Below are 24,598 nucleotides of genomic sequence, written 5' to 3' on the forward strand. Positions count from 1 at the left end.
CCGGCGCCGCGGCGCTCACCGTGCGCCGTCGGCGACGAGTCGGGCGGCCACCTCCGGCGCGGGCGCCGGAGTGCGCTCCTCCAGTGGTATCACCGGCGGTACGTTCGCCTGCCCCAGGAAGACATGGCGTACCACCCGCTCGGCGGCGTGCCCGTCGTCGAAGTCGCAGAACTTCCGGCGGAACGCGGCGCGCTTGGCGGTGGCGTGCTCGTCCCGCCAGCCGCCGTCCAGGAACAGCCGCTCCACCTCCTCCTGGGTGCGGGCGACCGCGCCCGGGGACAGCTCGGTCAGGTCGAAGTAGACGCCACGGGTGACCGAGTAGGTCTCCCAGTCGTCCGCGAAGACCACTATCGGCCGGTCCAGGTTGGCGTAGTCGAACATCACCGAGGAGTAGTCGGTGATCAACGCGTCGGAGGCCAGGCCGAGTTCCTCCACCGAGTCGTACCGCGAGACGTCGATGATCAGCCCGCGCCGGTGCAACTCCTCCAGCGGGGACAGGCCCCGGTCGTAGAAGTAGTGGCCGCGCACCAGCAGCACGAAGTCCTCGCCGAGGTTGCGGGCCATGCGCTCCAGGTCGAGGCGCGGCGTCCAGGTGGCCTCGTAGTCGCGGTGCGTCGGCGCGTACAGCAGCGCCTTGCGGCCCGGGGCGATGCCGAGGCGCTCACGGATGCGCAGCACGTCCTCGGCGGTGGCGGTGTAGTAGACGTCGTTGCGCGGATAGCCGTAGTCGAGCGAGGTGAACGGCACCGGGTAGGCGCGCTCCCAGGTCTCGGTGGAGTGCGTGTTGGCCGAAACGCTGTAGTCCCAGCGGGCGCAACGCTCAAGCAGCGCCTCGTAGTCGACACCGCGCGAGGTGGCCGGGAACGGGATCTGGTCGGTGCCCATCCGCTTCAGCGGGGTGCCGTGGTGGGTCTGTACGTGGATCTGGCCCGGCCGCTTGATCACCGAGTCGGGGAAGTTGACGTTGTTGACCAGGTACTTGGCGCGCGCCATCACGCTCCAGTAGCGGCGGCTGCCCGGCACCACGTAGTCCACCCCGGCGGGCACCAGCGGCACGTCCGCGCGGCGCACCACCCACACCTGGCGGATGTTCGGGGCGAGTTCGGAGAGTTTGGCCGAGATCGCCGCCGGGCTGCAGGCGACACCGCGGTCCCAGTACGCGGAGAAGACCGCCAGGTCCTCCTCCAGCGGGTGCCGCAACTGCTCGCGGTAGGCGCTCTCCTTGGCCAGGTCCACCGCCTTGCGCTTGGCCTTCACCGCCAGCGTGCGCACGGTGCGGCGCTTGCGGTTGGCGGACTGCAGGGCGCGGTAGCCGGAGTACGAGTCGCGCTCCAGCATGGCGTGCCGCACGCCGTTGAGGTTCGACGGGCGCTGGTAGTCCTTCGGCTTGTAGCGCAGGAAGTGCTCGGAGGCGCGGTGGAAGAACGCGGCCTGCTCCCGCTCGTCCAGACCCGGCAGGGTGAGCACCTTCAGATAGCGGCGGATCATGCCGCTGAAGACGATCGCCCGGTGCTCGGCGAGCACGGGGCGGCGCTCCAGCAGCTCCCACAGCGCGTCGTACTGGTCGAAGAGGTTGAACTGGCCGCGCTCGCGCACCGGTGTCTCCGGCTCGCGGCGGCGCAGGCAGACCTTGTCGAGTATGGCGATCCGGTCGGCGGCCAGCAGGCTGCCGATGGCGGGCAGCACCTCGGCGTACTCGTCCTTGTCGAACAGCTCGCGGTGCGCCTCGTAGAAGTCGGCGCGCAGCACGCGGTTGCTGACCGTGGGGGTCAGGTGCAGCGTCTCCGGCTGCTGGTACACCGAGAAGACCTCGCGCCCGGGGGCGATGAACAGGCGGCCGTCGCCGCTGGCGATCGAGTCGTTCGACCAGTGCGAGCGGACGTGGTCGAAGACCACCGCGTCCGGCTCACCGGTCTCGGTGATCCGCTGGGCCAGCGCGCTCAGCGCGCCCTCGGTGAGGCAGTCGCGGCCGTCGATGAACAGCAGGTACTCGCCCTTGGCCTGCTCTGCGGCGGCGGCCCTGGCGGCACCGGAGGCCAGCGGCTCGGGGAGGTGGACGGCGCGTACCCGCTCGTCCCGCTCGGCGTACTCGTCGACGATGGCTCTCGTGGCGTCGGTCGAGCCGTTGTCCACGGCGATGACCTCGGCCTCTTCGGCGGGCAGGCCGAGTGCGCTGTCAAGGCACTCCCGGAGGTAGCCCTGGGCGTCGAGGGCGGTGACGATGACGCTGAACGTTGTCATGGAGTGACGGTTCCTGGGTGGGCGCGACGGGTACGGGGTGACGAGCGGCGATGAGTTCTGGGTGAATTTTTAGTTCTGAAATCCTACGGTAGGCAGTCCATGCCCCGCACATGTGTGTGCCCGGGCGCAGCACGGACCGGCCACACCCTACGGGAGCGGCCCCTTAGGGTGTCTGGCATGACGTGGTTGATTACAGGCGGTGCGGGGTACATCGGCGCCCATGTGGCGCGGGCCATGGCGGAGGCCGGGGAGAAGGTCGTGGTGCTGGACGACCTGTCGACCGGCATCCCGGAGCGACTGCCCGAGGACATCCCGCTGGTGACCGGCTCCACGCTGGACCGCCAGGTGCTGGACCGCACCCTGGCGGAGCACGGCGTGACCGGCGTCGTCCACCTCGCCGCCAAGAAGCAGGTGGCGGAGTCGGTCGAGCAGCCGCTGATGTACTACCGGGAGAACATCCACGGCCTTGAGGTGCTGCTGGGCGCCTGCGCGGCCGCCGGGGTGCGGCACTTCGTGTTCTCCTCCTCCGCCGCCGTCTACGGCATGCCGGATGTGGACCTCGTCACGGAGGAGACCCCCTGCCTGCCGATCAACCCGTACGGGGAGACCAAGCTGGCCGGTGAGTGGCTGGTCCGCGCGGCGGGCAAGGCGTACGGGATGGGCACCACGTGCCTGCGGTACTTCAACGTGGCCGGGGCGGCCAGCCCCGAGCTGGCGGACGTGGGCGTGTTCAACCTGGTGCCGATGGTCTTCGAGAAGCTGGACGCGGGCGAGCCGCCGATGGTCTTCGGCGCCGACTATCCGACGCCGGACGGCACCTGCATCCGGGACTTCATCCATGTGCGGGACATCGCCTCCGCTCATCTGGCGGCGGCGCGGCGGCTGGCCGCCGGGGCGACCGGTGATCTGACCGTGAACATCGGGCGCGGCGAGGGGGTGTCGGTCAGCGAGATGGTCCGGCGCATCTGTGCCGTCACCGGGCATGAGGACGTCCAGCCCAAGATCCTGGACCGCCGCCCCGGCGACCCGGCCCGAGTGGTGGCCTCCGCGGCCCGTATCTTCGCTGAGCTGGGCTGGTCGGCCCAGTACGACGTCACCGAGATGATCGCCTCGGCCTGGGCCGGTTGGCGAGCGGCACGCGCCTGACGGCGCGGGTGGGCCGTCCGACCGGGTCGGCTGCGGTACCGCCTCCGGCGCGGGGTGGGCCGTCCGGCCGGGTTGCGGTGCGGTACCGCCTCCGGCGCGGGGTGGGCGATCCGGCCGGGTCGGTTGCGGTACCGCCTCCGGCGCGGGGTGGGCGATCCGGCCGGGTCGGTTGCGGCCGGTTCGGCACCGCCGGTCCGCTTCTTCGTGGTTGCTCGCCGTCGTGGCGGGTCTTCTTTTGGGGCTCCGCCCCAAACCCCGGTGCCGGTTCTAGGGGGCTTCGCCCCCAATCCCCCGCGAAGGCCCGCCGGGGCTTGGGGCGAAGCCCAAAAAGACCCGCCGCGACGGCGAGCAACCACCACGGCGAAGACCGGCGGAACCCAAACGACCCCGCCCGGGCCTTGGCCAAGCCCACAATGATCACCCGGGCTTGGGGCGGAGCCCCAACAAAAAACCCGCCGCGACGGCGAGCAACCACGACGGCGGAGTCCGGCGGAACCGAACGAACCGCAAGCCGCCGAACCCGCGACCCCCGCCGGAGGCGCCACCGCAACCCCCGAACCCGCGCCCCCGCCGGAGGCGTCGCCGTAGCGCGGGCTAGCGCCGGAGACGGCGCCGTACGACAGAAAGTGCACCCCGTAGGCCCGGAGCAACGCGGAGGGCCAACGCACCGTCCACCGTGGCGTACGGCTGGACCAGCAGGGCGCCGGAGCGCCTGCTGAAGACGGCCGCGCGGCGCAGGCCGGTCCTGACCGCCTGAGGGGCGGTGACCGTGTGGCCGCCGTCCGCGAAGGACACCCTCAGCCGTAGGTCGCGGACCGCCAGGTCCCCCTCGGCCAGTGCCGTGAAGTCGACCGGCACCTCGGCCGACCAGGCCGACCCCTGCGCGCTGAGGCCAGTGGTGTCAGAGGTGACCGTGCGGCCGGTGTGGCGGTCGACCCATTCGACGTCGACCGCGACCGGCCGAGCCGCCGCCACCCGCCCGTACAGCTCGTATACCCGAACCCGCAGCGTCCCCCGGACGGGACCGACCGTGAGCAACGCCTCAGCGGCGAGCGGCAGTTCACCGATCGGGCAGGTCACCAGCCCGCCGAGGGCGACCTCCGGCAGGTCCTCGCTCCACACCGCGCCGGAGGCGTACGGCGGCAGCAGCCGGGCCGGGCGGGCGGCGAGGGCTGCGAGCCGGGGCAGGTCGCGCGGTTCCGGCGCGGCCAGCACGACCTGGGCGATGGTCCGCGCGGGCGCCGGTGCGGCGGCGAAGTCACGTTCCTCGAAGCCGCCGAGGTACTCCCGGGCCAGCCGCCACCACTCCCGCCGGTACTCGGCGCCGCGCCCGCCGAGCTCACGTACGTACATCCGCACCGAGCGGTCGAGGAAGCTCGCCCGGGCGGCGCTGGCCAGCGTCTTCTCTCCCGCCTCGGTGTGGATCGCCCCCACCTGGCGGTGGGCCTCGATCCGGGAGCGCCAGTTGTCGATTCCGGCCCGGTCGAGGGAGATCGACAACCGCTTGGCGGCGCGCCGAACATGCCACACGTACACGGTGTCCGGCACCAGGGCGACCCGCGGCGCGGCGGCCAGCACGCGGGCAGTGAACACGAAGTCCTCGTAGACGAACCGGCCTTCGGGGAAGACGATGCCGTGCTCGCGCAGGAAGTCCGTGCGGTAGAGCTTGTTGACGCACAACGTGTCGTCCACCAACCGCGGTTCGGCCTCCGGCCGTTCGACGAGCGCGGGCAGCGCGTACAGCTCGGGCCGCCACAACGTGTCGCGCCCTTCGGGCAGTTCGCGCCGGACGCACTGGCCCGCGGTGACGTCCGCGCCCTGGGCGCGGGCGGCGGTCAGCAGTGCGTCGACCGCGCCGGGGGGCAGTACGTCGTCGCTGTCGAGGAACATCAGGTATCCGGAGTCGGCGGCGCGGATGCCGTCGTTGCGCGGGGTGCCGCAGCCCCCGCTGTTCTCGGTCCGCCGCAGCACGCGCAGCCGGTGTCCCGCCCGGCGCCCACCACCCTCAAACGAGGCGCCAGGCGCCGCTGCGACCTCGGCGGCCAGCCGTTCCAGTACCTCGCCGGTGCCGTCGGTGGAGCAGTCGTCCACCGCGATCACCTCGGCGACGGCCGGTCCCTGGGCGAGCGCGGAGCGCACCGCGTCGGCGATGTGCGCGGCGTCGTTGTAGCCGATCACCACGATCGTCACCGCAGGCTGTTCGCTCGTCGTCATGGCCAAGACCCTACACAGGTGGGCGCCGGTCCCCTCGGTGAAGGGACCGGCGCCCACCGTGCGGCTCCCGGAGTGGTCCGTAGGGTGTCAGCTGCGGTACACGTGCATGCCGGGAATGGTCAGCGTGCCGCCGAACTGTCCGGCCTGCACCACCGTGCAGTCGCTGAAGATGGCCAGCGGGACGTTGAGCGGCGGCGGGCTCTGCGGACTGAAGGTGACCGGAATCAGCCCGAAGAGGTTGCCGCTGATCTTCTCGGTGTACATCGTCACCGTTCCGTTCCGCATGGTCGACGTACTGCCGTCGCGGGCCTGCACGTTCCAGTGCGTGCCCAGCTCCCCCTCCGTGATCTGGTGGAGGTTCTTGATGTCCACCCCCGCGCTGGCGGTGAACTTCAGTACGTCCTTGACGGTGCCGTTCGCCGTCTTGACCTTGACGATGCCGTGGTAGTCCAGGCCCTTCAGGGTCAGCAGGTCCGTCTTGAGGATCCACGGCTGGTTGGGCAGCAGCGACGGCGTCTGCTCAAGTCCGGCGTCCGCCAGCGCCTTGGCGTTGTACGTCGGGCACGGGAACGGCTGTGGTCCACCGGATGACGACGGCGACGGCGCGGCGGACGGGCTGTCCGACGGGGTCGCGGTGGGGGTCGCCGACTTCGCCTGCTTGGCGGCGTTCTGCACGGCGTTCTTGACCGCGTCCGTCGTGCCCTGGGCCGTCGAACCGGCCGCGCTGGCCGGGGTGTTGGCCGTGGGGCTGGCGCTCGGGGTGGGCGTGGCGCTGGGGGTGGGCGTGGCGCTGGGCGCCGGGTTCGTCGAGGAGCCGCCGCCCAGCAGGCCCTTGAGCGTGTTGCCGAGGCCCAGCGGGTCCAGGGGGTTGTGGGACTGGGTGGGCGAGGGGGACGGACTGGCCGGGCGCGGCGCCGGGTTGGCCGGTGCCGTGGTGCTGGGCGTGGAACCGGTCGTGGACTGGCCGCTGTTGGACGTGTCCGTCTTCGTCGAGGGCGACGCGCTCGCGGTCGGGGCGGTCGCGGACGGCGAGGGGGTGGCGGACGGCGTCGCGGACGGCGAGCTCGACGGGGAGGGGCTGTCGGACTGGCTGACGCAGTGGTCACCGCTGAATGGGTTCTGCGGCAGTTCGTCGGCCTGCGCCAGTCGCGGGGTCAGCCCCATGCCCATCAGTACGGCGGTCGGCATCGCGGCCAGCGCGATCGCCTTGCCGACGGGGGCCCGGGTCAGCAGTGACTTGCGGGGGGCCGCGTGCTTCGGCCCGGTTCTGGCCCGAGCGGCGCTGCCCTCGTTGTGGGCTTGGGACTCATCACCCCGCACGGTGCCTCCCGTTCGTGGAATCGTCGTCCAACCCGGTGCCGGAGAGCACCGGCCCGGCGATGACCGGTTCGGGGTCCCCGTCGGCGGCGGGCTGGGTCGGCGGAGCACCGGGCGCCCACGAGACGGACAGGCCGCCGCCGATCAGGGCGAGCAGGAAGCCCACCAGGAAGCCGCCGAAGTTGGAGACCACCAGCGACACCAGGGCCAGCAGGATGGCGGCCACCCCGGCGAAGACCCGGGCGGTCGACTGGAACCACATGGTGAAGCCGAGCACCACCAGCAGGACGCCGATGATCAGCGAGCCGGAACCGGCGGTGGTGGCCATCCGAACGGTCAACTGACCGAGGGTGAGGTTGGCATAGGGGAAGTACATGATCGGCAGTCCGCCCAGCAGCGTCAGCAGACCTGCCCAGAACGGGCGTTGGCCACGCCACGTACGGAAGGACCGGCGCCAACTGCCGATTCGGTCACGCGGTCCTAGCGACTCGGCGCTCATTGAAAACAGCTCCCTGCGACCGGCGATCGGTGGTTCGTTGGAGGTTGGCCGAGCGAGGGACAGCGAACCGTCCCTCACTCGCCCTACTCAGTGGGAGTGCGTCAGTAGCACTCTTGCTTGCCCGTGAGCAGACGCAGGGACAGGCCACTGAGCTTGAAGGTGCCCGCGCTGGTGGCCCAAGCGGTCTGCTTGACGCCGGTCAGCGTGGCCGAGTCGGCTTCCTGGGCGAAACCGCCCGGGTCCGCGTGCTCGTTGCCGCCCTTCATACCGGGACCCTTGGTCTGGTCCCCGGCGGCGACGCCGATGTTGATGTTGTTGAACTGGGCGTCGGCGTTCAGCTGGTCCAGGTCGATGTAGAGGTTCTTCGCCTCGACCGGGGTTCCGTTGCCGCCCGCCTGGAGCCTCATGGTCACGTCGCCGACCAGCGGCACGGGCATGACCACGGACTGGCACATGTTGGTGATCTTGGCGTTCTTGAACGCCGAGACCGCCACCGGGATGTTCTTACCGCCGTGCTGGACGTCATAGGCGCCGTACTGCAGGAAGCCCGTGCCGTCGAGCCTGTCGGTAGTGACCTTGAAATTCTGGCCGGAGACGCTGAACGACGCGGCGAGCGCACCCTGCGCGAGGGCGACGCCGATCGCGGCCGTGGCCGCGACACTGGGAACCATGACGACGGCGAACCGCTTCCATCTGGTTCCGCCACGAGTCGGCTCTGACTCCATGACTTTCCTCCTTCTCGGACGTACATCTCCGGTCCGGACTCGGGATCCGAACCTGGGATGGGAGAAGTGCTACGTCCTCGGGAAGGAGAGCGCCGTCATCGGGGGCCGTCGCGTTCAGGCGGACGACGGGTCCGAATTACCGGCGATCACCCCCGAGCGACAACCACTGGCCACGCTCTCGCGCAACCTGCTGGACAGGCCCTGCCTTGGTGTGGCGGGGACCCCCCTGTCCTAGGACGGGCGGCGGTCGTCACCGCGCGTCCTGCTCGGTGGGGAATCCTTCACCCGCGCACCGACCGGCTTGCCGGGCTTGGGGGGAGGACCGAGCGTGGGCCTGATCGTGGTCCATTCGGGGCCGAGGCACAAGGCCTTTCGTTACTAGTGAGTAACGCCGAGATAACCGCTGCGCGACCGGACAGCCTACTGCGAACACGCTGAGTGTTCGGGGCGCGGTCGACGGAGCCCGACATCGCGGGGCATAGCCGGACAGAAAAAGTCGCTTGACTTACTAGAGGTAACGGCAGTCGCCTTTCATCAAGATTTGATAAAGGCGACTGCCAAGCACACCTTCAAGCCGCCTGGCGATGGCGGCGGGTTACCGGGGGTTGACACCCGGTCATCGATCTTCGACGTGCGGTCAGAACAACACGCGGGCAAGCGCGGTGCGGGCCGAGGTCACCCTCGGGTCCTCCGCGCCGACCACCTCGAACAGTTCGAGCAGATGGAGCCGGACGCGCTCGCGGTCCTCCCCCGCGGTGCGCTTGACGGTGTCGACCAGCCGCCCGAAGGCGTCCTCGACGTGGCCGCCGACCAGATCGAGGTCGGCCGCCGCGATCTGTGCCGCCGGGTCGGTGGGGTTGTCGGCCGCCGCCTTGCGCACCGCCTGCTGGTCGGCGCCCTGCACCCGCTGCAACAGCTCGGCCTGCGCCAGCGCCAGCTTGGCCTCGATGTTGCCCGGGTCGTCGGACAGCACGTTCTTGTACGCCTGGATCGCCCCGCCCAGATCACCGCGGTCCAGCGCCTCGTGCCCTGCGGCCAGCACCGGGTCCATCGGCGGCTCCGGCGCGGCGGCGGGGGCCCCGCCGTCGACCTGGATGCCGGTGATGCCGAAGCGCTGCTCGGCCACCGCGATCAGCTGGTCGAACACCTCGCGGATCTGCGCCTCCGGGGCGGCGCCCTGGAACAGCGGCATCATCTGGCCGCCGATCACCGCGAAGACCGCGGGGATGCCGCTGACACCGAACTGCTGGAAGAGGAGCTGGTTGGCGTCGACATCGATCTTGGCGAGCAGGATCCGGCCCGCGTAGGACTCGGTGAGCCGCTCCAGCAGCGGGCCGAGCTGCTTGCAGGGCTCGCACCACTCGGCCCAGAAGTCGATGACCACCGGGACCTCGGCGGAGCGCTGGAGCACCTCGCGTTCGAAGGTCGCCTCGGTGACGTCGATCACCAACTGGGAGGGGGCGGCACCCTGGTCACCGCGGGCGGCCTGCTCACGCCGGGCCTGCTCCGCCTTCTGCTTGGCCTCACCGGCCGCCTTCACCGCGGCGAGATCGACCACGCCGCTCATGGACATGTTCCGTGGCTGCATGAGGCCAATCCTCCCCCCTCGCCGGGACAAGCGTGAACAGCCCCTGGATACCCCACCGGAATGCGGGATATCCGTAAAGCGTGCACGCTGTGCGTTACGTCTGTAGTGCCTGTCCGCGCGGATCCCCATCCGCACGCGTGGTCGTCGCTCTTACGCTACGGGTCGTAGCGTAACTGTGCGGCACCCCCGCGCCGCAAGTGCTGAACGTGACTTTCACGTGATCTCCCTCACTGGCTACTTGGCGGTAGTGTCCGATGGGTGACCAGAACCGGACGCCCGCGCAGCGCGGAGACGGATCTGGCGATCCTGGACGCGACCCGGGCCGCGCTGGTGGAGCTGGGTTGGGGCAAGCTCACGATGGGCGATGTCGCGGCGCGCGCCGGGGTCGCCAAGACCACGCTGTACCGACGCTGGGCCAACAAGAACGAACTGGTGGTCGACGCCGTCGCCGCCCTCTTCGACGAACTCCAACTCCCCGACAGGGGAAGCCTGGTGGCCGATGTCGAGGGCGTCGTGATGGAGTTCGCCGAGCTGCTGGAGCGGCCGGAGACCAAGACCGCGCTGATGGCGGTGATCGCCGAGTCCACGCATGACGACGCGCTGCGGGTACGCATCCGCGAGGCGATCGTGGACCGGCAGAAGCGCCTGGTCGTGCTGGGCCGTCAGCGGGCCCAGGCCCGCGGGGAGCTGCCGCCGGACGTGCCGCCCGACGGCCGCGCGGGGGATCCGCTGGCCGAGCAGGCCGCCGCGCGCAACGCGGACCTGATCTTCGACGTGATCGCGGGCGCGGTCGTGCACCGCATCCTGGTCAGCGGCGAACGCGTCGACTTCGCCTGGGCCCGGATGTTCTCCGCCCTCCTCGTAGGCGGCCTCCCAGCCGCGATGGCAGTCGCCGCGCGGTAGCGCCATGCGGCGCGCCTCAGGCTGCGACGGCGGCACCCGGTGGGGCTTGGGGGCGAAGCCCCCAAGCACTTCCCGCCGCGGCGGTGAGCAACCACGGCGTCGCAGCCCGGCGGTGCCGAACCCACCGCAACCCGGCGGAAAAGCGCGCCGCAGGCGGGACCGCAACCCGCCGATGAAGCGCCGCCGCAGGCGGTCGGCACCGCAACCCGGCCGATAAAGGCCGCCGCAGGCGGGACCGCAACCCCAACGGACCCGTGCCGGAGGCTAGAAGCGTGCCGGTTCCGTGTAGCTGCCCCACAGGTCGCGCAGGGCGCCGCAGATCTCGCCGAGCGTCGCCTCCGCGCGAACCGCGTCCAGCATGGGCGCGATCATGTTGCCGTCACCCCGCGCCGCGTCCACCATGGCCGCCAGCGCGGCCCGTACCGCCGCATCGTCACGTTCCGCCCGACGGGCGGCCAGCACGCGGACCTGCTCGCGCTCCACCTCGTGGCTGACCCGCAGGATCTCCAGGTCCCCGGTGACCGAGCCGGTGTGGCAGTTGACGCCCACCACCCGCTTGTCGCCCTTCTCCAGGGCCTGCTGGTACTGGAACGCGGACTCGGCGATCTCGCCGGTGAAGTAGCCGTCCTCGATACCGCGCAGGATGCCGGAGGTGATCGGCCCCACGGGGTGCTCCCCGTTCGGCACGGCGCGGGCGCCGAGTTCCCTGATCTTGTCGAAGATCCGTTCCGCGTCCGCCTCGATGCGGTCGGTCAGCGCCTCGACGTACCACGAACCACCCAGCGGATCGGCCACGTTGGCGACCCCGGTCTCCTCCATCAGCACCTGCTGGGTGCGCAGCGCGATCTCCGCGGCCTGCTCGCTGGGCAGTGCGAGGGTCTCGTCCAGGGCGTTGGTGTGCAGCGAGTTGGTGCCGCCGAGCACGGCGGCGAGCGCCTCCACCGCGGTGCGCACCACGTTGTTGTACGGCTGCTGCGCGGTCAGTGAGACCCCGGCCGTCTGGGTGTGGAACCGCAGCCACTGCGCCTTCTCGGACGTGGCCCCGTACACGTCCCGCATCCAGCGGGCCCAAATCCGGCGTGCGGCACGGAACTTGGCGATCTCCTCGAAGAAGTCGACGTGCGCGTCGAAGAAGAACGACAGCCCCGGCGCGAAGGCGTTCACGTCCAGGCCCCGGGAAAGGCCGAGTTCGACATAGCCGAAGCCGTCGGCCAGGGTGTACGCGAGCTCCTGCGCGGCCGTCGCACCGGCCTCGCGGATGTGGTAGCCGGAGACCGAAAGCGGCTTGTACGCGGGGATTCCGGCCGCGCAGTGCTCCATCAGGTCACCGATCAGCCGCAGATGCGGCTCGGGCGCGAACAGCCACTCCTTCTGGGCGATGTACTCCTTGAAGATGTCCGTCTGGAGCGTGCCGTTGAGTACCGCCGGGTCGACGCCCTGGCGCTCGGCGGCCACCAGGTACATGCAGAAGACCGGCACCGCGGGGCCGCTGATGGTCATGGAGGTGGTGACCTCGCCGAGCGGGATGTCCCTGAAGAGGATCTCCATGTCGGCGGCGGAGTCGATGGCCACCCCGCAGTGCCCGACCTCGCCCAGCGAGCGCGGGTCGTCGGAGTCGCGGCCCATCAGGGTCGGCATGTCGAACGCGACGGACAGGCCGCCGCCACCGGCGGCCAGGATCATCTTGTAGCGCTCGTTGGTCTGCTCGGCGTTGCCGAAGCCCGCGAACTGGCGGATGGTCCAGGTGCGGCCTCGGTAGCCGGTGGGGTGCAGGCCCCGGGTGAACGGGTACTCACCGGGCCAGCCGATGCGTTCGAACCCGGGCACCACCGCGCCCTTGGGCGGGCCGTACACCGGGTCCACCTGGTCCCCGGACAGCGTGCTGAAGTCGGCCTCGCGCTTCTTGGCCTGGTCGTAGCGGGCCTGCCAGCGACGGCGGCCTTCCTCAATGGCTTCGGCGTCCATGACTCAAATTTACTTGGACGTCCTACTAATTGTCGATGGCCAACCGCTCCCCGGCTCGCAGGGAGCGTCGCTCAGGCCTTGGCCAGCTCCGGGGCCTCCGCGAACCGCGGCTCCAGCTCCCGGGTGATCCGGCGCTCGACGAAGAACGCGGCGGTCGGGATGGTCCCGGCCAGCAGCATCCACAGCAGCTTGCCGAACGGCATCTTCGCCTTGCTGCCCAGGTCGAAGGCGAGCACCAGGTAGAGCACGTAGAGCCAGCCGTGCGCGATGCCGATCACGGTGACGAACGCCGTCGCTCCGTTGACATCGAGCAGGTACTTGGCGACGCAGCCGATCGTCAGCAGGATCAAGAGGACACCGGTCACATACGCCATCACGCGGTACCGGTTCAGGACACTCCGCTTCATGACAGTCGAGCGTACGCGGCCCGCTGGGCGATCTTTCCGCCAGCCCCGCCGCCCGCTCGGATCAGTCGTCGGTGAAGTCGCCGGCGGCTATCCGCAGCGGACGCAGCAAGGTGAAGATCTCCGTGCACTGCTGGGCGTCGTACGCGCCGAGCCCGAAGTCCATCGCCATCAGGTCGCGGGTGGCCGCCTCCACGACCTCGCGGCCCTTGTCGGTGATGGAGGCGAGCGTGCCGCGGCCGTCGTTGGGGTTGGGCCGCTTGGCGACCAGGCCGGAGCGGACCAACCGGTCAACGGTGTTGGTGACCGAGGTGGGATGCACCATCAGCCGCTCGCCGATCTTGGACATGGGCAGTTCCCCGGCCTTGCTGAAGGTGAGTAGCACCAGGGCCTCGTAGCGGGCGAAGGTCAGCCCGTACGGCTTGACGACCGCGTCGACCTGGCCGAGCAGGATCTGCTGGGCGCGCATGATCGAGGTGATGGCGGCCATGGAGGGCACGTCGCCCCACCGGTGCCGCCACAGTTCATCGGCGCGCGCGATGGGATCGAAGGGCAGGCTCAACGGCTTTGACACGCTCAGGAGCCTACCCGGCGGTCACATCGTGGGCCGCCGGGTTCCGGGATTCGGACGGGCGTCCGGGGCCCCTGACGATTCCTGGGCGTGGGGTGCGGTGGGTTTGGCACCGCCGGGCCGCCTCGTCGGGGTTGCTCGCCGTTGCGGCGGGGTTGGACCCTGGGGGCAAGCCCCCAGGGTCCCCGGCTGGGAGGTTTTGGGGCGAGCTCCCAGGCCCCCTTGGCTCTAGTCCGCCGACAGGTGCCGCTCGACGGTGGCCACCTTGCCGGTGAGGGCGTCGGTCACGCCCGGCCGGATGTCGGCCTTGAGCACCAGGGAGACGCGTGGCGCGCGGGCCTCCACGGCGGCGACGGCGCGCCTGATGACGTCCATCACCTCGTCCCACTCGCCCTCGATGGAGGTGAACATGGCGTCGGTGCGGTTCGGCAGCCCGGACTCGCGGACCACCCGTACCGCGTCGGCGACGTACTCGCCGACGTCCTCGCCGACGCCGAGCGGGGTGACGGAGAACGCGACGATCACGCGTTGACCACGCCTTCCTTTCGCGCCCTGGCGGCGATCAGGCTCGCCGCCTCCTCCTTCTTGATCATGCGGTCACCGAAGAAGCCGCCGGTCGGAAGGATGGAGAGCAGGAAGAACAGACCGACCCGGCCCTTGGTCCACTTGGCCTTGCTCCACACATCGGCGAGCAGCACCAGGTAGATGATGAACAGCACGCCGTGGATCATGCCCAGGGGAAACACCAGGGTGTCGAAGCCGATCAGGAGCTTCAGCCCGGTGCCGAAGATCAGCAGCGCGAGGAAGGAGATGGCCTCGGCGATCGAGATGATGCCCAGTCGGCGCAGGGCGGCGGCGGTCTTCACGTCCACGAGGTACCTCGTCTGGAAGCTGGGGTTGTCCGGTCGATCTTGTGAACAGTTGCACAAGCTCGGGCCATTGTCGCAGTCCGGCACCAGAACCCCGGAAGCGGGTCGCCTCCCACCCGAGCCCCGCCGGGCAGGTCCTAGCATCGTGCCGTCAAGTGATCTACGGACCACGGGGGACGACCCGCATGAAGCTCGACTGGAACCGCCGCACCTGCGCCCGCCGCGGACACATCACCTACGCGCCGAACGAGGGCGCGCTGCGCGAGCGGCTGCGGGCGGCCACCGTGGCCGGAGAGGCGTGGCGCTGCCTGCGCTGCGGCGACTTCGCGCTGGGCACACCGCACGGCTCGGGTCCGGCGGACCAGGCGCCGGTGGTGCCGCGCGGAAAGGCGCTGCGGGACCTGTTCATCCTGCGGGTGCTGGCGGTCGAGCGGGCGGTGCGCGGGGTGTTCATCGTGCTGGCCGCGGCGGCGGTGTGGCAGTTCAGCAACTCCCAGACGGCGGTGCGCCAGTTCTTCGAGCAGAACCTGACCGTCTTCCGGCCGGTCGCCCAGCACTTCGGCTACGACATCGACCACTCCCCCGTGGTCGACACCATCCGCGAGACCTTCGACTACAAGCACTCCACGCTGCTCATCGTGGCGGCGGCGCTGCTGGCGTACGCGCTCATCGAACTGGTCGAGGGCGTGGGGCTGTGGCTCGCCAAGCGCTGGGCGGAGTACCTGACGGTGGTGGCCACCGCCGCGTTCCTGCCGCTGGAGATCTACGAGTTGAGCGAGAAGGTCAGCGGGCTGAAGATCGCCACCTTGCTGATCAACATCCTCGCGGTGGTCTACATCGCCGTGGCCAAGCGGCTGTTCGGGCTGCGCGGCGGCGCCAGGGCGTTCGAGGCCGAGCGGCGCGGGGCCTCGTTGCTGGAGGTCGAGCAGGCCGCTCAGGCGCCGTCAGGCGCGGGCGCGGCGGGGGCGCAGGGCACGGCGATGGCTTGATCGCGTTGGTCCGGGTCCGCCGGGACGGCTTCAGATTGTGAGGAGTGGTCTGCGGAGTGTAATGTCGAACAATTGTCGGCATGATCACTAACCGCTGTTGAATTCATTCAATATTCAACTTAATTTGGGTAGACTGGACGCTATGGAGACCGAGAACGGCGCCCGCTGGCTCAGCGACGAGGAACAGCGTACCTGGCGCACCCACCTTGAGGTGTCGCGGCTGCTCACGTACCAGCTCGAACGGGATCTGCAGCCATTCGGCCTGACCTACAACGACTACGAGATCCTGGTCAACCTCTCCGAGGCGGAAGACCACCAGATGCGGATGAGCGATCTGGCCCGCGCCACGCTCCAGTCCAAAAGCCGCCTTTCCCACCAGATCACCCGCATGGAGAACGCGGGGCTGGTGCGGCGGGAGAACTGCGAGTCCGACCGGCGCGGGTTGTTCGCGGTGCTCACCGACTACGGGTGGGAGACCATGAAGCGGGTCGCACCGCATCATGTCGCCGCGGTGCGGGAGCACTTCATCGACCTGCTGTCGCCGCAGGGACTGGAGTCCCTGCAGGCGGCGCTGGAGCCGGTCGCCAAGCATCTGCGGGGGGCGCGGGGGCGGGCGTAAGACTTTTCCGCACCCGCCCACCCGTTCGCCGTCGGCCTTTGCCTGCCGCAGCGCACAGTGGATTACGGGCTCAGGTCGGCGGCTGCGCTGCGGGTGCGTGGGTTGGGAACCGCCTGTCTGCCCGGAGGCCCCGGCCCCGCCCCGCTACGCCCCGTTGGTGAGCCCCTCAACGAGTTCGTCGGCCGCCGTGTAGGGATCCGTCTCCCCGGAGACGATGCGCTCGGCCAGCACGTCCAGGCGGCGATCGCCGTGCAGATCGCCGATCCGCCGCCGCAGCGCCGTCACCGCGATGTGCTCGACCTCCAAAGCCGCGCGCCGGAGCCGCCGTTCCGCCAGCACGCCCCGCTCCTCCATCCAGGCGCGGTGCTTCTCCAGGGCCTCGACGACCTCGTCGATCCCCTCCCCCCGCGCCGCGACCGTCTTGACGATCGGCGGCCGCCAGTCGCCGGGGCCACGGGCCTCGCCCAGCCCCAGCATGTGGTTGAGCTCGCGCGCCGTGGCGTCCGCGCCGTCCCGGTCGGCCTTGTTGACCACGTAGACATCGCCGATCTCCAGGATCCCGGCCTTGGCCGCCTGGATCCCGTCGCCCATCCCCGGCGCCAGCAGCACCACCGAGGTGTCCGCCTGCGCGGCGATCTCCACCTCGGACTGGCCCACGCCGACCGTCTCCACCAGGATCACCTCGCACCCGGCCGCGTCCAGCACCCGGATCGCCTGCGGGGCCGCCCAGGCGAGCCCGCCGAGGTGACCGCGGGTCGCCATCGAGCGGATGTAGACGCCCGGATCGGAGGCGTGCTCCGACATCCGCACCCGGTCCCCCAGCAGCGCACCGCCGGAGAACGGCGAGGACGGGTCGACCGCCAGCACGCCGACCCGCTTGCCGCGCCTGCGGTACGCGGTGACCAACGCCGACGTCGAAGTGGACTTGCCGACGCCCGGCGACCCGGTGAGCCCGACCACGTACGCGTTCCCGGTCAGCGGCGCGAGCACCGCCATCACCTCGCGCAGTTGCGGCGACGCCCCCTCCACCAGTGAGATCAGCCGCGCCACAGCGCGCGGCCTGCCGGCGCGCGCCTGCTCGACCAGTGTGGGGACGTCCGCCATCGGTGCTCCGTTCCTGGAAGATCCTTGAAGTTCCTGGAAGTAGGTTCCTGGAAGTGACCGGCCGCTTACTTCTTGGCCGGTACGTGGATGATCAGCGCGTCACCCTGGCCACCGCCACCGCACAGCGCCGCGGCGCCGGTGCCGCCGCCGCGCCGCTTGAGCTCCAGCGCCAGGTGCAGCACCAGTCGGGCGCCGGACATCCCGATCGGGTGACCCAGCGCGATGGCGCCGCCATTGACATTCACCTTCTCGACGGAAACGCCCAGGTCCTTCATTGACTGCACGGCGACCGCCGCGAACGCCTCGTTGATCTCGATCAGATCGAGGTCGTCCACGGTCAACCCGGCCTTCTTCAGGGCGTGGTTGATCGCGTTGGACGGCTGCGACTGCAGCGAGTTGTCCGGACCGGCGACGTTGCCGTGCGCGCCGATCTCGGCGATCCACTCCAGGCCCAGCTCCTCCGCCTTGGCCTTGCTCATCACCACCACGGCGGCGGCGCCGTCGGAGATCTGCGAGGCGGACCCGGCGGTGATGGTGCCGTCCTTGCGGAACGCCGGGCGCAGCTTGCCCAGCGACTCGGTGGTGGTCTCCGCGCGGATGCCCTCGTCCCGGCTGAAGACCACCGGCTCGCCCTTGCGCTGCGGAATCTCCACCGGAGTTATCTCCGCCTCGAACAGACCGCCCTTCTGCGCGGCGGCGGCCCGCTGGTGGGACAGCGCGGCGATCTCGTCCTGCTCGGCGCGGCCGATGCCCAGCCGCGTGTTGTGCTTCTCGGTCGACTCGCCCATCGGGATGTTCTCCCACGGGTCGGTCAGACCGTCGTACGCCATCGCGTCGAGCATCTCGACGGCGCCGTACTTGTAGCCCTCCCGGGACTTGGGCAGCAGGTGCGGCGCGTTGGTCATCGACTCCTGGCCACCGGCGACCACCACGTCGAACTCACCGGCGCGGATGAGCTGGTCGGCGAGGGCGATGGCGTCCAGGCCGGACAGGCAGACCTTGTTGACGGTGAGCGCGGGGACGCTCATCGGGATCCCGGCCTTCACCGCGGCCTGCCGGGCCGGGATCTGGCCCGCACCGGCCTGCAGCACCTGGCCCATGATCACGTACTCGACCTGGTCGCCGCCGATGCCCGCCCGGTCCAGCGCGGCCTTGATCGCCACAGCGCCGAGATCGGAGGCGGAGAAGCTGCGCAGGGATCCGAGGAGACGGCCCATGGGCGTCCGCGCACCGGCGACGATCACGGACGTACCTGACTGGCTGGTCATGGCGCTGACCCCTTTGCGGGTGGGGAGTTAACGAGGGTTAAGGCCAATGTACTTACGGGTAGCACGCCGGTCACCGGCGATGCGGTGTGATCGCGCGCACGTTGCGTGATCGCGCGTGCGAGCGGTGCACTGGATACATGCTGACGCGCATCGACCACATCGGGATCGCCTGCTTCGACCTGGACAAGACCGTCGAGTTCTACCGTGCCACGTACGGCTTCGAGGTGTTCCACACCGAGGTCAACGAGGAGCAGGGCGTCCGCGAGGCCATGCTGAAGATCAACGAGACCTCGGACGGCGGCGCCTCCTACCTGCAACTGCTGGAGCCGACCCGCGAGGACTCCGCGGTCGGCAAGTGGCTGGCCAAGAACGGCGAGGGGGTCCACCACATCGCCTTCGGCACCGCGGACGTGGACAGGGACGCGGAGGACATCCGACAAAAGGGCATCCGCGTCCTCTATGATCAGCCGCGCACCGGATCCATGGGCTCCAGGATCACGTTCCTGCACCCCAAGGACTGCCACGGGGTGCTCACCGAACTGGTGACGGCGGCCGAGGCTCCCACCGACGAGCACTGACCGGCCGGACCACCGACCAGGTTCACTGACCGGGAGGGTCCCGCCCCGGTACTGTGTCCCCCGGGGCTGGGCGCCGGGGGACGGGCCCGGACTGCGGTGAAGATCTGACACCATTCTCCTGAATGGCTATGTTCACCGGAAAGCTCACCCGGTTGGCGGGTGGGCAGTCCAGGAGACGGATGGGACCGCGGAGTGCGGGGCTACGACCGCTACGAGGCTGACGACCACCTCTCGCAGTTCGAGGCCGAGATGGAGCGGCTGAGGACGGAGCGGGACAAGGCCGTCGACCACGCAGACGATCTCGGCTACCAGGTCGAGGTGCTGCGCGCCAAGCTGCACGAGGCGCGGCGTCAGCTTGCCCAGCCGCGGGCGTACGACAACGTCAGCCACCAGGCCGAGCAGTTGCTGCGCAACGCGCAGATCCAGGCCGACCAGCTGCGCGCGGACGCCGAACGCGAACTGCGCGAGGCCCGGGCCAACACCCAGCGGATGCTGCAGGAGCAGGCCGAGCGCCAGTCCCAGCTGGAGGCGGAGTGGCACGCCGAGGCCGTCGCCCGGCGCCGCCGCCTGGACGAGGAACTGGCCGAGCGCCGCAGCACCGTAGAGACGCACGTCAACGAAAACGTGGCATGGGCCGAGCAGTTGAGGGCCCGTACCGAGGCGCAGGCGCGCCGTCTGATGGACGAGTCGCGCGCCGAGGCCGAGGCGGCGCTGTCCGCCGCCCGCGCGGAGGCGTCCCGGCTGACCCAACAGGCCCGGGAACGGCTGGAGTCGGCGGCCACCGAGGCGCGCGCCGAGGCCGAGGCGATCCTGCGCCGGGCCCGTACCGACGCCGAGCGGCTGCTGACCGCCGCCGGGACGCAGGCCCAGGAAGCCACCGACCACGCCGAGCAGTTGCGCACGTCAGCCCGTACGGAGGCCGACGAGGCGCGCCGTGAGGCCACCGAGCTGAACCAGCGGGCCGAGCAGTCACTGGCCGATGCGGAACGGTCGCTGCGCGAGGCGCGCGCCGAAGCCGAACGGCTGCGCGCCGAAGCCGAGGAGGCCGCCGCCAAGCGGCTGGCCGACACCGAGGCGGACAACGAGCAGCGCACCCGTACCGCGCGCGCCGAGATCGCCCGGCTGGTCGCCGAGGCCACCAAGGAAGCCGAGGCGCTCAAGGCCGAGGCCGAGCAACTGCGCGACGACGCACGGGCGCAGGCCGAGCGGGCGGTCGCCGAGGCGCAGGAGGCGGCCCGTTCCGCGGCGGCCGAGGAGGCCACCGAGCGGCTGGCCAAGGCCGCCCGCAGCGCCGAGGAGATCCTGGCCAAGGCCTCCCAGGACGCCGAGACCACCACCAGATCGGCGGCCGAGGAGGCCGAACGGATCCGGCACGAGGCGACCAGCGAGGCCGAACGGCTGCGCGCCGAGGCCGAGGAGGCCGCAGAGCAGCTCAAGGGTGCGGCCAAGGACGACACCAAGGAATACCGCGCCAAAACCGTCGAGTTGCAGGAGGAGGCCCGCCGACTGCGCGGCGAGGCCGAGCAGTTGCGGGCCGAGGCGGTCGCCGAGGGCGAGCGGATCCGCGGCGAGGCGCGCCGCGAGGCGCTCCAGCAGATCGAGGAGGCGGCCGGTACCGCCGAGGAGTTGCTCGCCAAGGCCCGTACCGACGCGGACGAGTTGCGCCAGGGCGCCGCGGGCGAGGCCGACCGGGTGCGCGCCGAGGCCGCCGAGCGCGCCGCGACGCTGCGCCGCCAGGCCGAGGAACTGCTGGAGCGCGCCCGTGGTGAGGCCGAGGAACTGCGCGCGGACGCCGAGGAGGCGGCTGGTCAGGTCAGGGAGGACGCCGAGCAGGCCGCCCAGCGGTTGCGCGCGGACGCCGAGGAGGCCGCCCGCCGCCTGCACGCGGAGGCGGCCGAGGACCTCGACCGGCAGCGCGACGAGGCACGGCAGCGGTTGACCGCCGCCGAGGAGGCGCTGCGCAGCGCGGCGGACGAGGCGGACCGGCTGCGCCGCGAGGCGGCCGAGGACGCCGAGCGGCTGCGCGCCGAAGCCGCCGAGCGGGCACGGACGTTGACCGCCGAGGCCGAGGAGGAGGCCGAGCGGCTGCGCGCCGAGGCGGCCACGGACGCCTCCCAGGCGCGCGCCGAGGGCGAGGCGGTCGCGGTACGGCTGCGCGGTGAAGCCGCCGCGGAGGCCGAGGAGTTGCGGGTCCAGGCGCGCGAGGCGGCGGACCGGCTGCGCGCCGAGGCCGCGGCGGCGGCCGAGCGCCTTGAGGCGGAGGCGACCGAGGAGCTGGCGGCGGCCCGCGAGGAGGCGGCCAGGCGCCGCAGGGAGGCCGAGGAGCTGCTGGCCGACGCGCGCGCCGAGGCCGAGCAGGAGCGTGCCCAGGCCCGCGAGCAGAGCGAGGAGTTGCTGGCCGCGGCGCGCAAGCGGGTGGAGGACGCGGACGCGGAGGCCTCTCGGCTGGTGGCCGAGGCGGAGCAGCGGGCAGGCGATCTGGTGGCGGCCGCGGAGCAGACCGCCCAGCAGGTGCGGGACGCGGTGGCCGGGCTGCACGAGCAGGCCGAGGAGGAGATCGCCGGGCTGCGTTCGGCGGCCGAGCACGCCGCGGAGCGGCTGCGCACCGAGGCCCGGGAGGACGCCGACCGGCTGCACGCGGAGGCCAACGCCGAGCGGGAGCGGGCCGGTTCGGACGCGGTGCGCATCCGCAGCGAGGCGAACGAGGAGGCCGAGCACGCCAAGGCGCTGGCCGAGCGGACGGTCGCCGAGGCGCTCGACGAGGCGGAGCGGATTCGCGACGAGGCCCGGGAGGACGCCAACCGCAAGCGGGCCGAAGCCGCCCAGCAGGCCGACGAGTTGGTCTCCGGCGCCGCCACCGAGGCGGAGCGGCTGCACGCCGAGGCCGAGGAGCGGGTGGCGCGCGCGGAGCGGGACGCCGAGCGGATCACCATCGAGGCGGAGAATCTGCGCCAGGCGGCCGAGGAGCACGCCGAGCAGACCCGTGCCGAGACCGAGCGGGCGGCGGCCGCCGCGGCCGCCGAGGCGGAGCGCATCGTCGACGAGGCCCGGGACGACGCCAACCGCAAGCGCAGCGAAGCCGCCCAGCAGGCCGACGAGTTGATCGGCGAGGCGACCACCGAGGCCGAGCGCATCACCACCGAGGCGCAGGACGCCGCGGTGCGGGCCGCCGCCACCGCGGAGGAGCAGGCCGACGCGATGGTCGGCGCCGCCCGCGCCGAGGCCGAGCGCGTGATCACCGAGGCGCGCGGCGAGGCCAACGCCATCGTGGAGCGGTCCCGTTCCGACGCCGACACGCTGCTGGCCGAGGCGCGCCGGGACGCCACCTCGATCCGGGAGCGGGCCGACGAGCTGCGCGCCCGGGTGGAGGCCGAGGTCGAGGAGTTGCACGAGCGGGCCCGCAAGGAGTCCGCGGAGGCGATGAAGTCGGCTGGCGAGCGGGTCGACAAGCTGGTGGCCGCCGCCACCGAGCAGTTGGCCGAGGCCGAGGAGAAGGCCCGCAAGCTGGTCGCGGACGCCGAGCAGGCGGCCGAGGAGCTGTCGGCGCAGGCGAACGCCGAGGCGAGCAAGGTCCGCATCGCGGCGGTGAAGAAGGCCGAGGGGCTGATCAAGGAGGCCGGTCAGAAGAAGACCGAGGCGGAGCGGACCGCGGAACGTACGATCGCCGAGGCGCGGGCCGAGGCGCAGCGTATTGTCGACGAGGGTCGTCGCGAACTCGATGTCCTCAAGCGCCGCCGCGAGGACATCAACGCGGAGATCTCCCGAGTTCAGGATGTGTTGGAGGCGCTGGAGTCCTTCGAGGGAACGTCGTCCCCGGGAGGCAAGAAGTCGGGTGACCGCAGGGACGGACCCACCGTGGTGAAGGCGGGAGCCGGTGCTGGAGTCACTCGTTCGAGTGGCAAACGCTCCAATGACCCACCACTCGATTGAGCGCACATTTTCCAGATCCCTAGCGCAATGACTCGATGACACGCCGTTCCCACCCCTAGGATTCCCTCCATCACCTCACCGGCCTGAATTGACAGGAACCCCATGAGCGACACTTCCTCCCCCTTCGGCTTCGAGCTCGTGCGGCGTGGTTACGACCGCGGACAGGTGGACGACCGCATCACGAAGCTCGTCGCCGACCGAGACAGTGCACTGGCCCGGATCAGCGCGCTGGAGAAGCGCATCGAGGAGTTGCACCTCGAAACCCAGAACGCGCAGGCGCAGATCAATGACGCGGAACCGTCGTACGCCGGTCTCGGCGCTCGCGTAGAGAAGATCCTCCGGCTCGCCGAGGAGGAGGCCAAGGACCTGCGCGAGGAGGCCCGTCGGGCCGCCGAGCAGCACCGGGAGTTGGCGGAGGGGGCCGCCAACCAGGTGCGCGCGGATGCCGAGGCGTACGCGGCCGAGCGCAAGCAGAAGGCCGAGGACGAGGGCTCGCGGATCGTCGAGAAGGCCAAGTCCGACGCCAACCAGCTGCGGGCCGAGGCCAACAAAGACGCGCAGAACAAGCGTGAGGAGGCGGACGCCCTCTTCGAGGAGACCCGCGCCAAGGCGGCGCAGGCCGCGGCCGACTTCGAGACGAACCTCGCCAAGCGGCGTGAGCAGTCCGAGCGTGACCTGGCCTCGCGTCAGGCGAAGGCGGAGAAGCGTCTCGCCGAGATCGAGCACCGTGCGGAGCAGCTGCGCATGGAGGCGGAGAAGCTGCGCACCGACGCGGAGCGCCGGGCCCGGCAGACGGTGGAGACCGCCCAGCGGCAGGCGGAGGACATCGTGGCCGACGCCAACGCCAAGGCGGACCGTATCCGCAGCGAGTCCGAGCGGGAGCTGGCGGCGCTGACGAACCGTCGCGACAGCATCAACGCGCAGCTCACCAACGTCCGCGAGATGCTGGCCACGCTCACGGGCGCGGCGGTCGCCGCCGCCGCCACCCCCGACGACGAGCCCATCTCCCGCGGCGTCCCCGCCCAACAGTCCCGCTAGGCACTCAGCCCGCCCCCGAAACCCCCGCCCCGGCGGGGGTTTCACACGTGAGGCGGTATCCCTTTCTTTGCGCCAAGCCCCCCCTTCCCGGGGCTCCCTTTCGGGGGCGCAGGCCCCTCGGGACCCCGCGGAGGCCGGGGGGCTGGGGACGCAGCCCCTGGGGAGCGGGGTCTGGGCCACAGCCCCCAGGGCGCGGCCGGGTGCCGGGGGCGCGGCCCCAGGGTGGGGGCGGGGGCTCCCGGGGAGCCAAGCCCGAGCGTGGGTGCCGGGCGGCGCCAGCCCCAGGGTGCAAGCGGGGTCTGGGGCACAGCCCCGGGGAGTGGGTTCTCGGGCACAGCCCCGGGGAGTGGGTTCTCGGGCACAGCCCCCTGGGAGCGGGGTCTGGGGCGCAGCCCCCTGGGGGGGCGGAGCCTGGGCCGCAGCCCCGGGAGCGGGGTCTGGGGCGCAGCCCCCTGGGGGGCGGAGCCTGGGCCGCAGCCCCGGGAGCGGGGTCTTGGGGCCGCAGGCCCCGGGAGGGGGCTTGGGGCGCAGCCCCGGAAAAGCGAAGCCTGGGCCGCAGCCCCCGGGAGCGGGGTCTCGGGGCGCAGCCCCCGGGAGCGGGGTCTCGGGGCGCAGCCCCCAGGAGCGGGG

At 71.3% G+C, this 24,598-nt stretch carries 20 protein-coding genes; 7 read left to right on the plus strand and 13 right to left on the minus strand.

From position 1 onward, the window contains the following. Nucleotides 1-15: 15 nt before the first annotated feature. Entirely contained in the window at nt 16-2,241 is a 2,226-nt protein-coding gene (locus NON19_RS24025; RefSeq protein ID WP_255931132.1) for a bifunctional glycosyltransferase family 2 protein/CDP-glycerol:glycerophosphate glycerophosphotransferase, read from the minus strand. 177 nt (nt 2,242-2,418) lie between these two features. Here NON19_RS24025 and galE point away from each other — a divergent pair, with 177 nt between their 5' ends. Next, the gene (galE, locus tag NON19_RS24030) at nt 2,419-3,387 is read left to right on the plus strand and encodes a UDP-glucose 4-epimerase GalE (RefSeq protein ID WP_255931133.1); all 969 of its coding nucleotides are present in this window, start codon (nt 2,419-2,421) and stop codon (nt 3,385-3,387) included. Between the two features lie 594 nt (nt 3,388-3,981). Here the strand turns inward: galE and NON19_RS24035 are convergent. The 5 genes from NON19_RS24035 to NON19_RS24055 all read right to left on the minus strand — a co-directional run bounded on the left by NON19_RS24035 (nt 3,982) and on the right by NON19_RS24055 (nt 9,730). Further along, a complete protein-coding gene (locus tag NON19_RS24035; protein WP_255931134.1) occupies nt 3,982-5,601 on the minus strand; it encodes a glycosyltransferase family 2 protein in 1,620 nt (539 codons plus the stop codon). Nucleotides 5,602-5,688: 87 nt separating this feature from the next. Further along, entirely contained in the window at nt 5,689-6,921 is a 1,233-nt protein-coding gene (locus NON19_RS24040; RefSeq protein WP_255931135.1) for a hydrogenase expression protein HypF, read from the minus strand. Continuing rightward, nucleotides 6,911-7,417 carry a DUF6114 domain-containing protein gene (locus NON19_RS24045; RefSeq protein WP_255931136.1) on the minus strand — a complete coding sequence of 169 codons (507 nt, stop codon included), beginning with the start codon at nt 7,415-7,417 and terminating at the stop codon, nt 6,911-6,913. Before NON19_RS24045 ends, NON19_RS24040 begins: the two co-directional genes overlap by 11 nt. A 101-nt stretch (nt 7,418-7,518) precedes the next feature. Further along, entirely contained in the window at nt 7,519-8,142 is a 624-nt protein-coding gene (locus NON19_RS24050; protein ID WP_255931137.1) for a DUF6230 family protein, read from the minus strand. A gap of 637 nt (nt 8,143-8,779) precedes the next feature. Then, nucleotides 8,780-9,730 carry a tetratricopeptide repeat protein gene (locus NON19_RS24055; protein ID WP_255931138.1) on the minus strand — a complete coding sequence of 317 codons (951 nt, stop codon included), beginning with the start codon at nt 9,728-9,730 and terminating at the stop codon, nt 8,780-8,782. A gap of 258 nt (nt 9,731-9,988) precedes the next feature. Here NON19_RS24055 and NON19_RS24060 point away from each other — a divergent pair, with 258 nt between their 5' ends. Next, a complete protein-coding gene (locus tag NON19_RS24060) occupies nt 9,989-10,633 on the plus strand; it encodes a TetR/AcrR family transcriptional regulator (protein WP_255931139.1) in 645 nt (214 codons plus the stop codon). Nucleotides 10,634-10,897: 264 nt separating this feature from the next. On the opposite strand, the gene icmA is transcribed toward NON19_RS24060, so the two are convergent. From icmA to NON19_RS24085, 5 genes are all read right to left on the minus strand, one after another. Then, nucleotides 10,898-12,598 carry a coenzyme B12-dependent isobutyryl-CoA mutase large subunit gene (icmA, locus tag NON19_RS24065; RefSeq protein WP_255931140.1) on the minus strand — a complete coding sequence of 567 codons (1,701 nt, stop codon included), beginning with the start codon at nt 12,596-12,598 and terminating at the stop codon, nt 10,898-10,900. A gap of 71 nt (nt 12,599-12,669) precedes the next feature. Then, nucleotides 12,670-13,005 carry a DUF3817 domain-containing protein gene (locus NON19_RS24070; RefSeq protein WP_255931141.1) on the minus strand — a complete coding sequence of 112 codons (336 nt, stop codon included), beginning with the start codon at nt 13,003-13,005 and terminating at the stop codon, nt 12,670-12,672. A 61-nt stretch (nt 13,006-13,066) separates the two neighbouring features. After that, on the minus strand, nt 13,067-13,576 hold the full coding sequence (locus NON19_RS24075) for a MarR family winged helix-turn-helix transcriptional regulator (RefSeq protein ID WP_255931142.1): 510 nt from the start codon (nt 13,574-13,576) through the stop codon (nt 13,067-13,069). A 225-nt stretch (nt 13,577-13,801) separates the two neighbouring features. Further along, entirely contained in the window at nt 13,802-14,098 is a 297-nt protein-coding gene (locus NON19_RS24080) for an MTH1187 family thiamine-binding protein (RefSeq protein WP_255931143.1), read from the minus strand. After that, complete coding sequence (locus NON19_RS24085) at nt 14,095-14,445, minus strand: DUF3817 domain-containing protein (RefSeq protein ID WP_255931144.1); 351 nt, start codon at nt 14,443-14,445, stop codon at nt 14,095-14,097. The genes NON19_RS24080 and NON19_RS24085 overlap by 4 nt, the downstream gene beginning before the upstream one ends. Before the next feature lie 182 nt (nt 14,446-14,627). Here NON19_RS24085 and NON19_RS24090 point away from each other — a divergent pair, with 182 nt between their 5' ends. Together NON19_RS24090 and NON19_RS24095 are read left to right on the plus strand one after the other, a co-directional pair. Continuing rightward, nucleotides 14,628-15,431: a DUF2127 domain-containing protein gene (locus NON19_RS24090; RefSeq protein WP_255931145.1), complete on the plus strand. Its 804-nt coding sequence runs from the start codon at nt 14,628-14,630 to the stop codon at nt 15,429-15,431. 142 nt (nt 15,432-15,573) lie between these two features. Next, complete coding sequence (locus tag NON19_RS24095; protein WP_255931146.1) at nt 15,574-16,050, plus strand: MarR family winged helix-turn-helix transcriptional regulator; 477 nt, start codon at nt 15,574-15,576, stop codon at nt 16,048-16,050. A 144-nt stretch (nt 16,051-16,194) separates the two neighbouring features. Here the strand turns inward: NON19_RS24095 and meaB are convergent, their stop codons facing one another. After that, nucleotides 16,195-17,154 carry a methylmalonyl Co-A mutase-associated GTPase MeaB gene (gene meaB, locus NON19_RS24100; RefSeq protein ID WP_255931147.1) on the minus strand — a complete coding sequence of 320 codons (960 nt, stop codon included), beginning with the start codon at nt 17,152-17,154 and terminating at the stop codon, nt 16,195-16,197. A 65-nt stretch (nt 17,155-17,219) separates the two neighbouring features. Then, the gene (locus NON19_RS24105) at nt 17,220-18,398 is read right to left on the minus strand and encodes an acetyl-CoA C-acetyltransferase (RefSeq protein WP_255931152.1); all 1,179 of its coding nucleotides are present in this window, start codon (nt 18,396-18,398) and stop codon (nt 17,220-17,222) included. 161 nt (nt 18,399-18,559) lie between these two features. On the opposite strand from NON19_RS24105, the gene mce reads away from it, so the two are divergent. From mce to NON19_RS24120, 3 genes are all read left to right on the plus strand, one after another. Further along, a complete protein-coding gene (gene mce / locus NON19_RS24110) occupies nt 18,560-19,000 on the plus strand; it encodes a methylmalonyl-CoA epimerase (RefSeq protein WP_255931148.1) in 441 nt (146 codons plus the stop codon). A gap of 192 nt (nt 19,001-19,192) precedes the next feature. Then, nucleotides 19,193-22,930, plus strand: coding sequence for a polarized growth protein Scy (scy, locus tag NON19_RS24115; protein ID WP_308213723.1), 3,738 nt, complete (start codon nt 19,193-19,195; stop codon nt 22,928-22,930). 102 nt (nt 22,931-23,032) lie between these two features. Further along, nucleotides 23,033-23,968 (plus strand): coiled-coil domain-containing protein, encoded by a 936-nt coding sequence (locus tag NON19_RS24120; RefSeq protein WP_255931149.1) that lies wholly within the window; start codon nt 23,033-23,035, stop codon nt 23,966-23,968. Nucleotides 23,969-24,598: the final 630 nt, after the last annotated feature.

It is taken from the genome of Streptantibioticus rubrisoli (assembly GCF_024436055.1).
In the GTDB taxonomy this organism is placed as follows: domain Bacteria; phylum Actinomycetota; class Actinomycetes; order Streptomycetales; family Streptomycetaceae; genus Streptantibioticus_A; species Streptantibioticus_A rubrisoli.

Excerpts from the sequence above, each read along its gene's own strand:
- NON19_RS24025 (WP_255931132.1), bottom strand. The coding sequence starts at position 2,241 with ATGACAACGTTCAGCGTCATCGTCACCGCCCTCGACGCCCAGGGCTAC.
- NON19_RS24045 (WP_255931136.1), bottom strand. The coding sequence starts at position 7,417 with ATGAGCGCCGAGTCGCTAGGACCGCGTGACCGAATCGGCAGTTGGCGC.
- NON19_RS24055 (WP_255931138.1), bottom strand. The coding sequence starts at position 9,730 with ATGCAGCCACGGAACATGTCCATGAGCGGCGTGGTCGATCTCGCCGCG.
- meaB (WP_255931147.1), bottom strand. The coding sequence starts at position 17,154 with ATGGCGGACGTCCCCACACTGGTCGAGCAGGCGCGCGCCGGCAGGCCG.
- NON19_RS24095 (WP_255931146.1), top strand. The coding sequence starts at position 15,574 with ATGGAGACCGAGAACGGCGCCCGCTGGCTCAGCGACGAGGAACAGCGT.
- NON19_RS24090 (WP_255931145.1), top strand. The coding sequence starts at position 14,628 with ATGAAGCTCGACTGGAACCGCCGCACCTGCGCCCGCCGCGGACACATC.
- mce (WP_255931148.1), top strand. The coding sequence starts at position 18,560 with ATGCTGACGCGCATCGACCACATCGGGATCGCCTGCTTCGACCTGGAC.
- NON19_RS24070 (WP_255931141.1), bottom strand. The coding sequence starts at position 13,005 with ATGAAGCGGAGTGTCCTGAACCGGTACCGCGTGATGGCGTATGTGACC.
- icmA (WP_255931140.1), bottom strand. The coding sequence starts at position 12,598 with ATGGACGCCGAAGCCATTGAGGAAGGCCGCCGTCGCTGGCAGGCCCGC.
- galE (WP_255931133.1), top strand. The coding sequence starts at position 2,419 with ATGACGTGGTTGATTACAGGCGGTGCGGGGTACATCGGCGCCCATGTG.
- NON19_RS24035 (WP_255931134.1), bottom strand. The coding sequence starts at position 5,601 with ATGACGACGAGCGAACAGCCTGCGGTGACGATCGTGGTGATCGGCTAC.
- NON19_RS24050 (WP_255931137.1), bottom strand. The coding sequence starts at position 8,142 with ATGGAGTCAGAGCCGACTCGTGGCGGAACCAGATGGAAGCGGTTCGCC.
- NON19_RS24120 (WP_255931149.1), top strand. The coding sequence starts at position 23,033 with ATGAGCGACACTTCCTCCCCCTTCGGCTTCGAGCTCGTGCGGCGTGGT.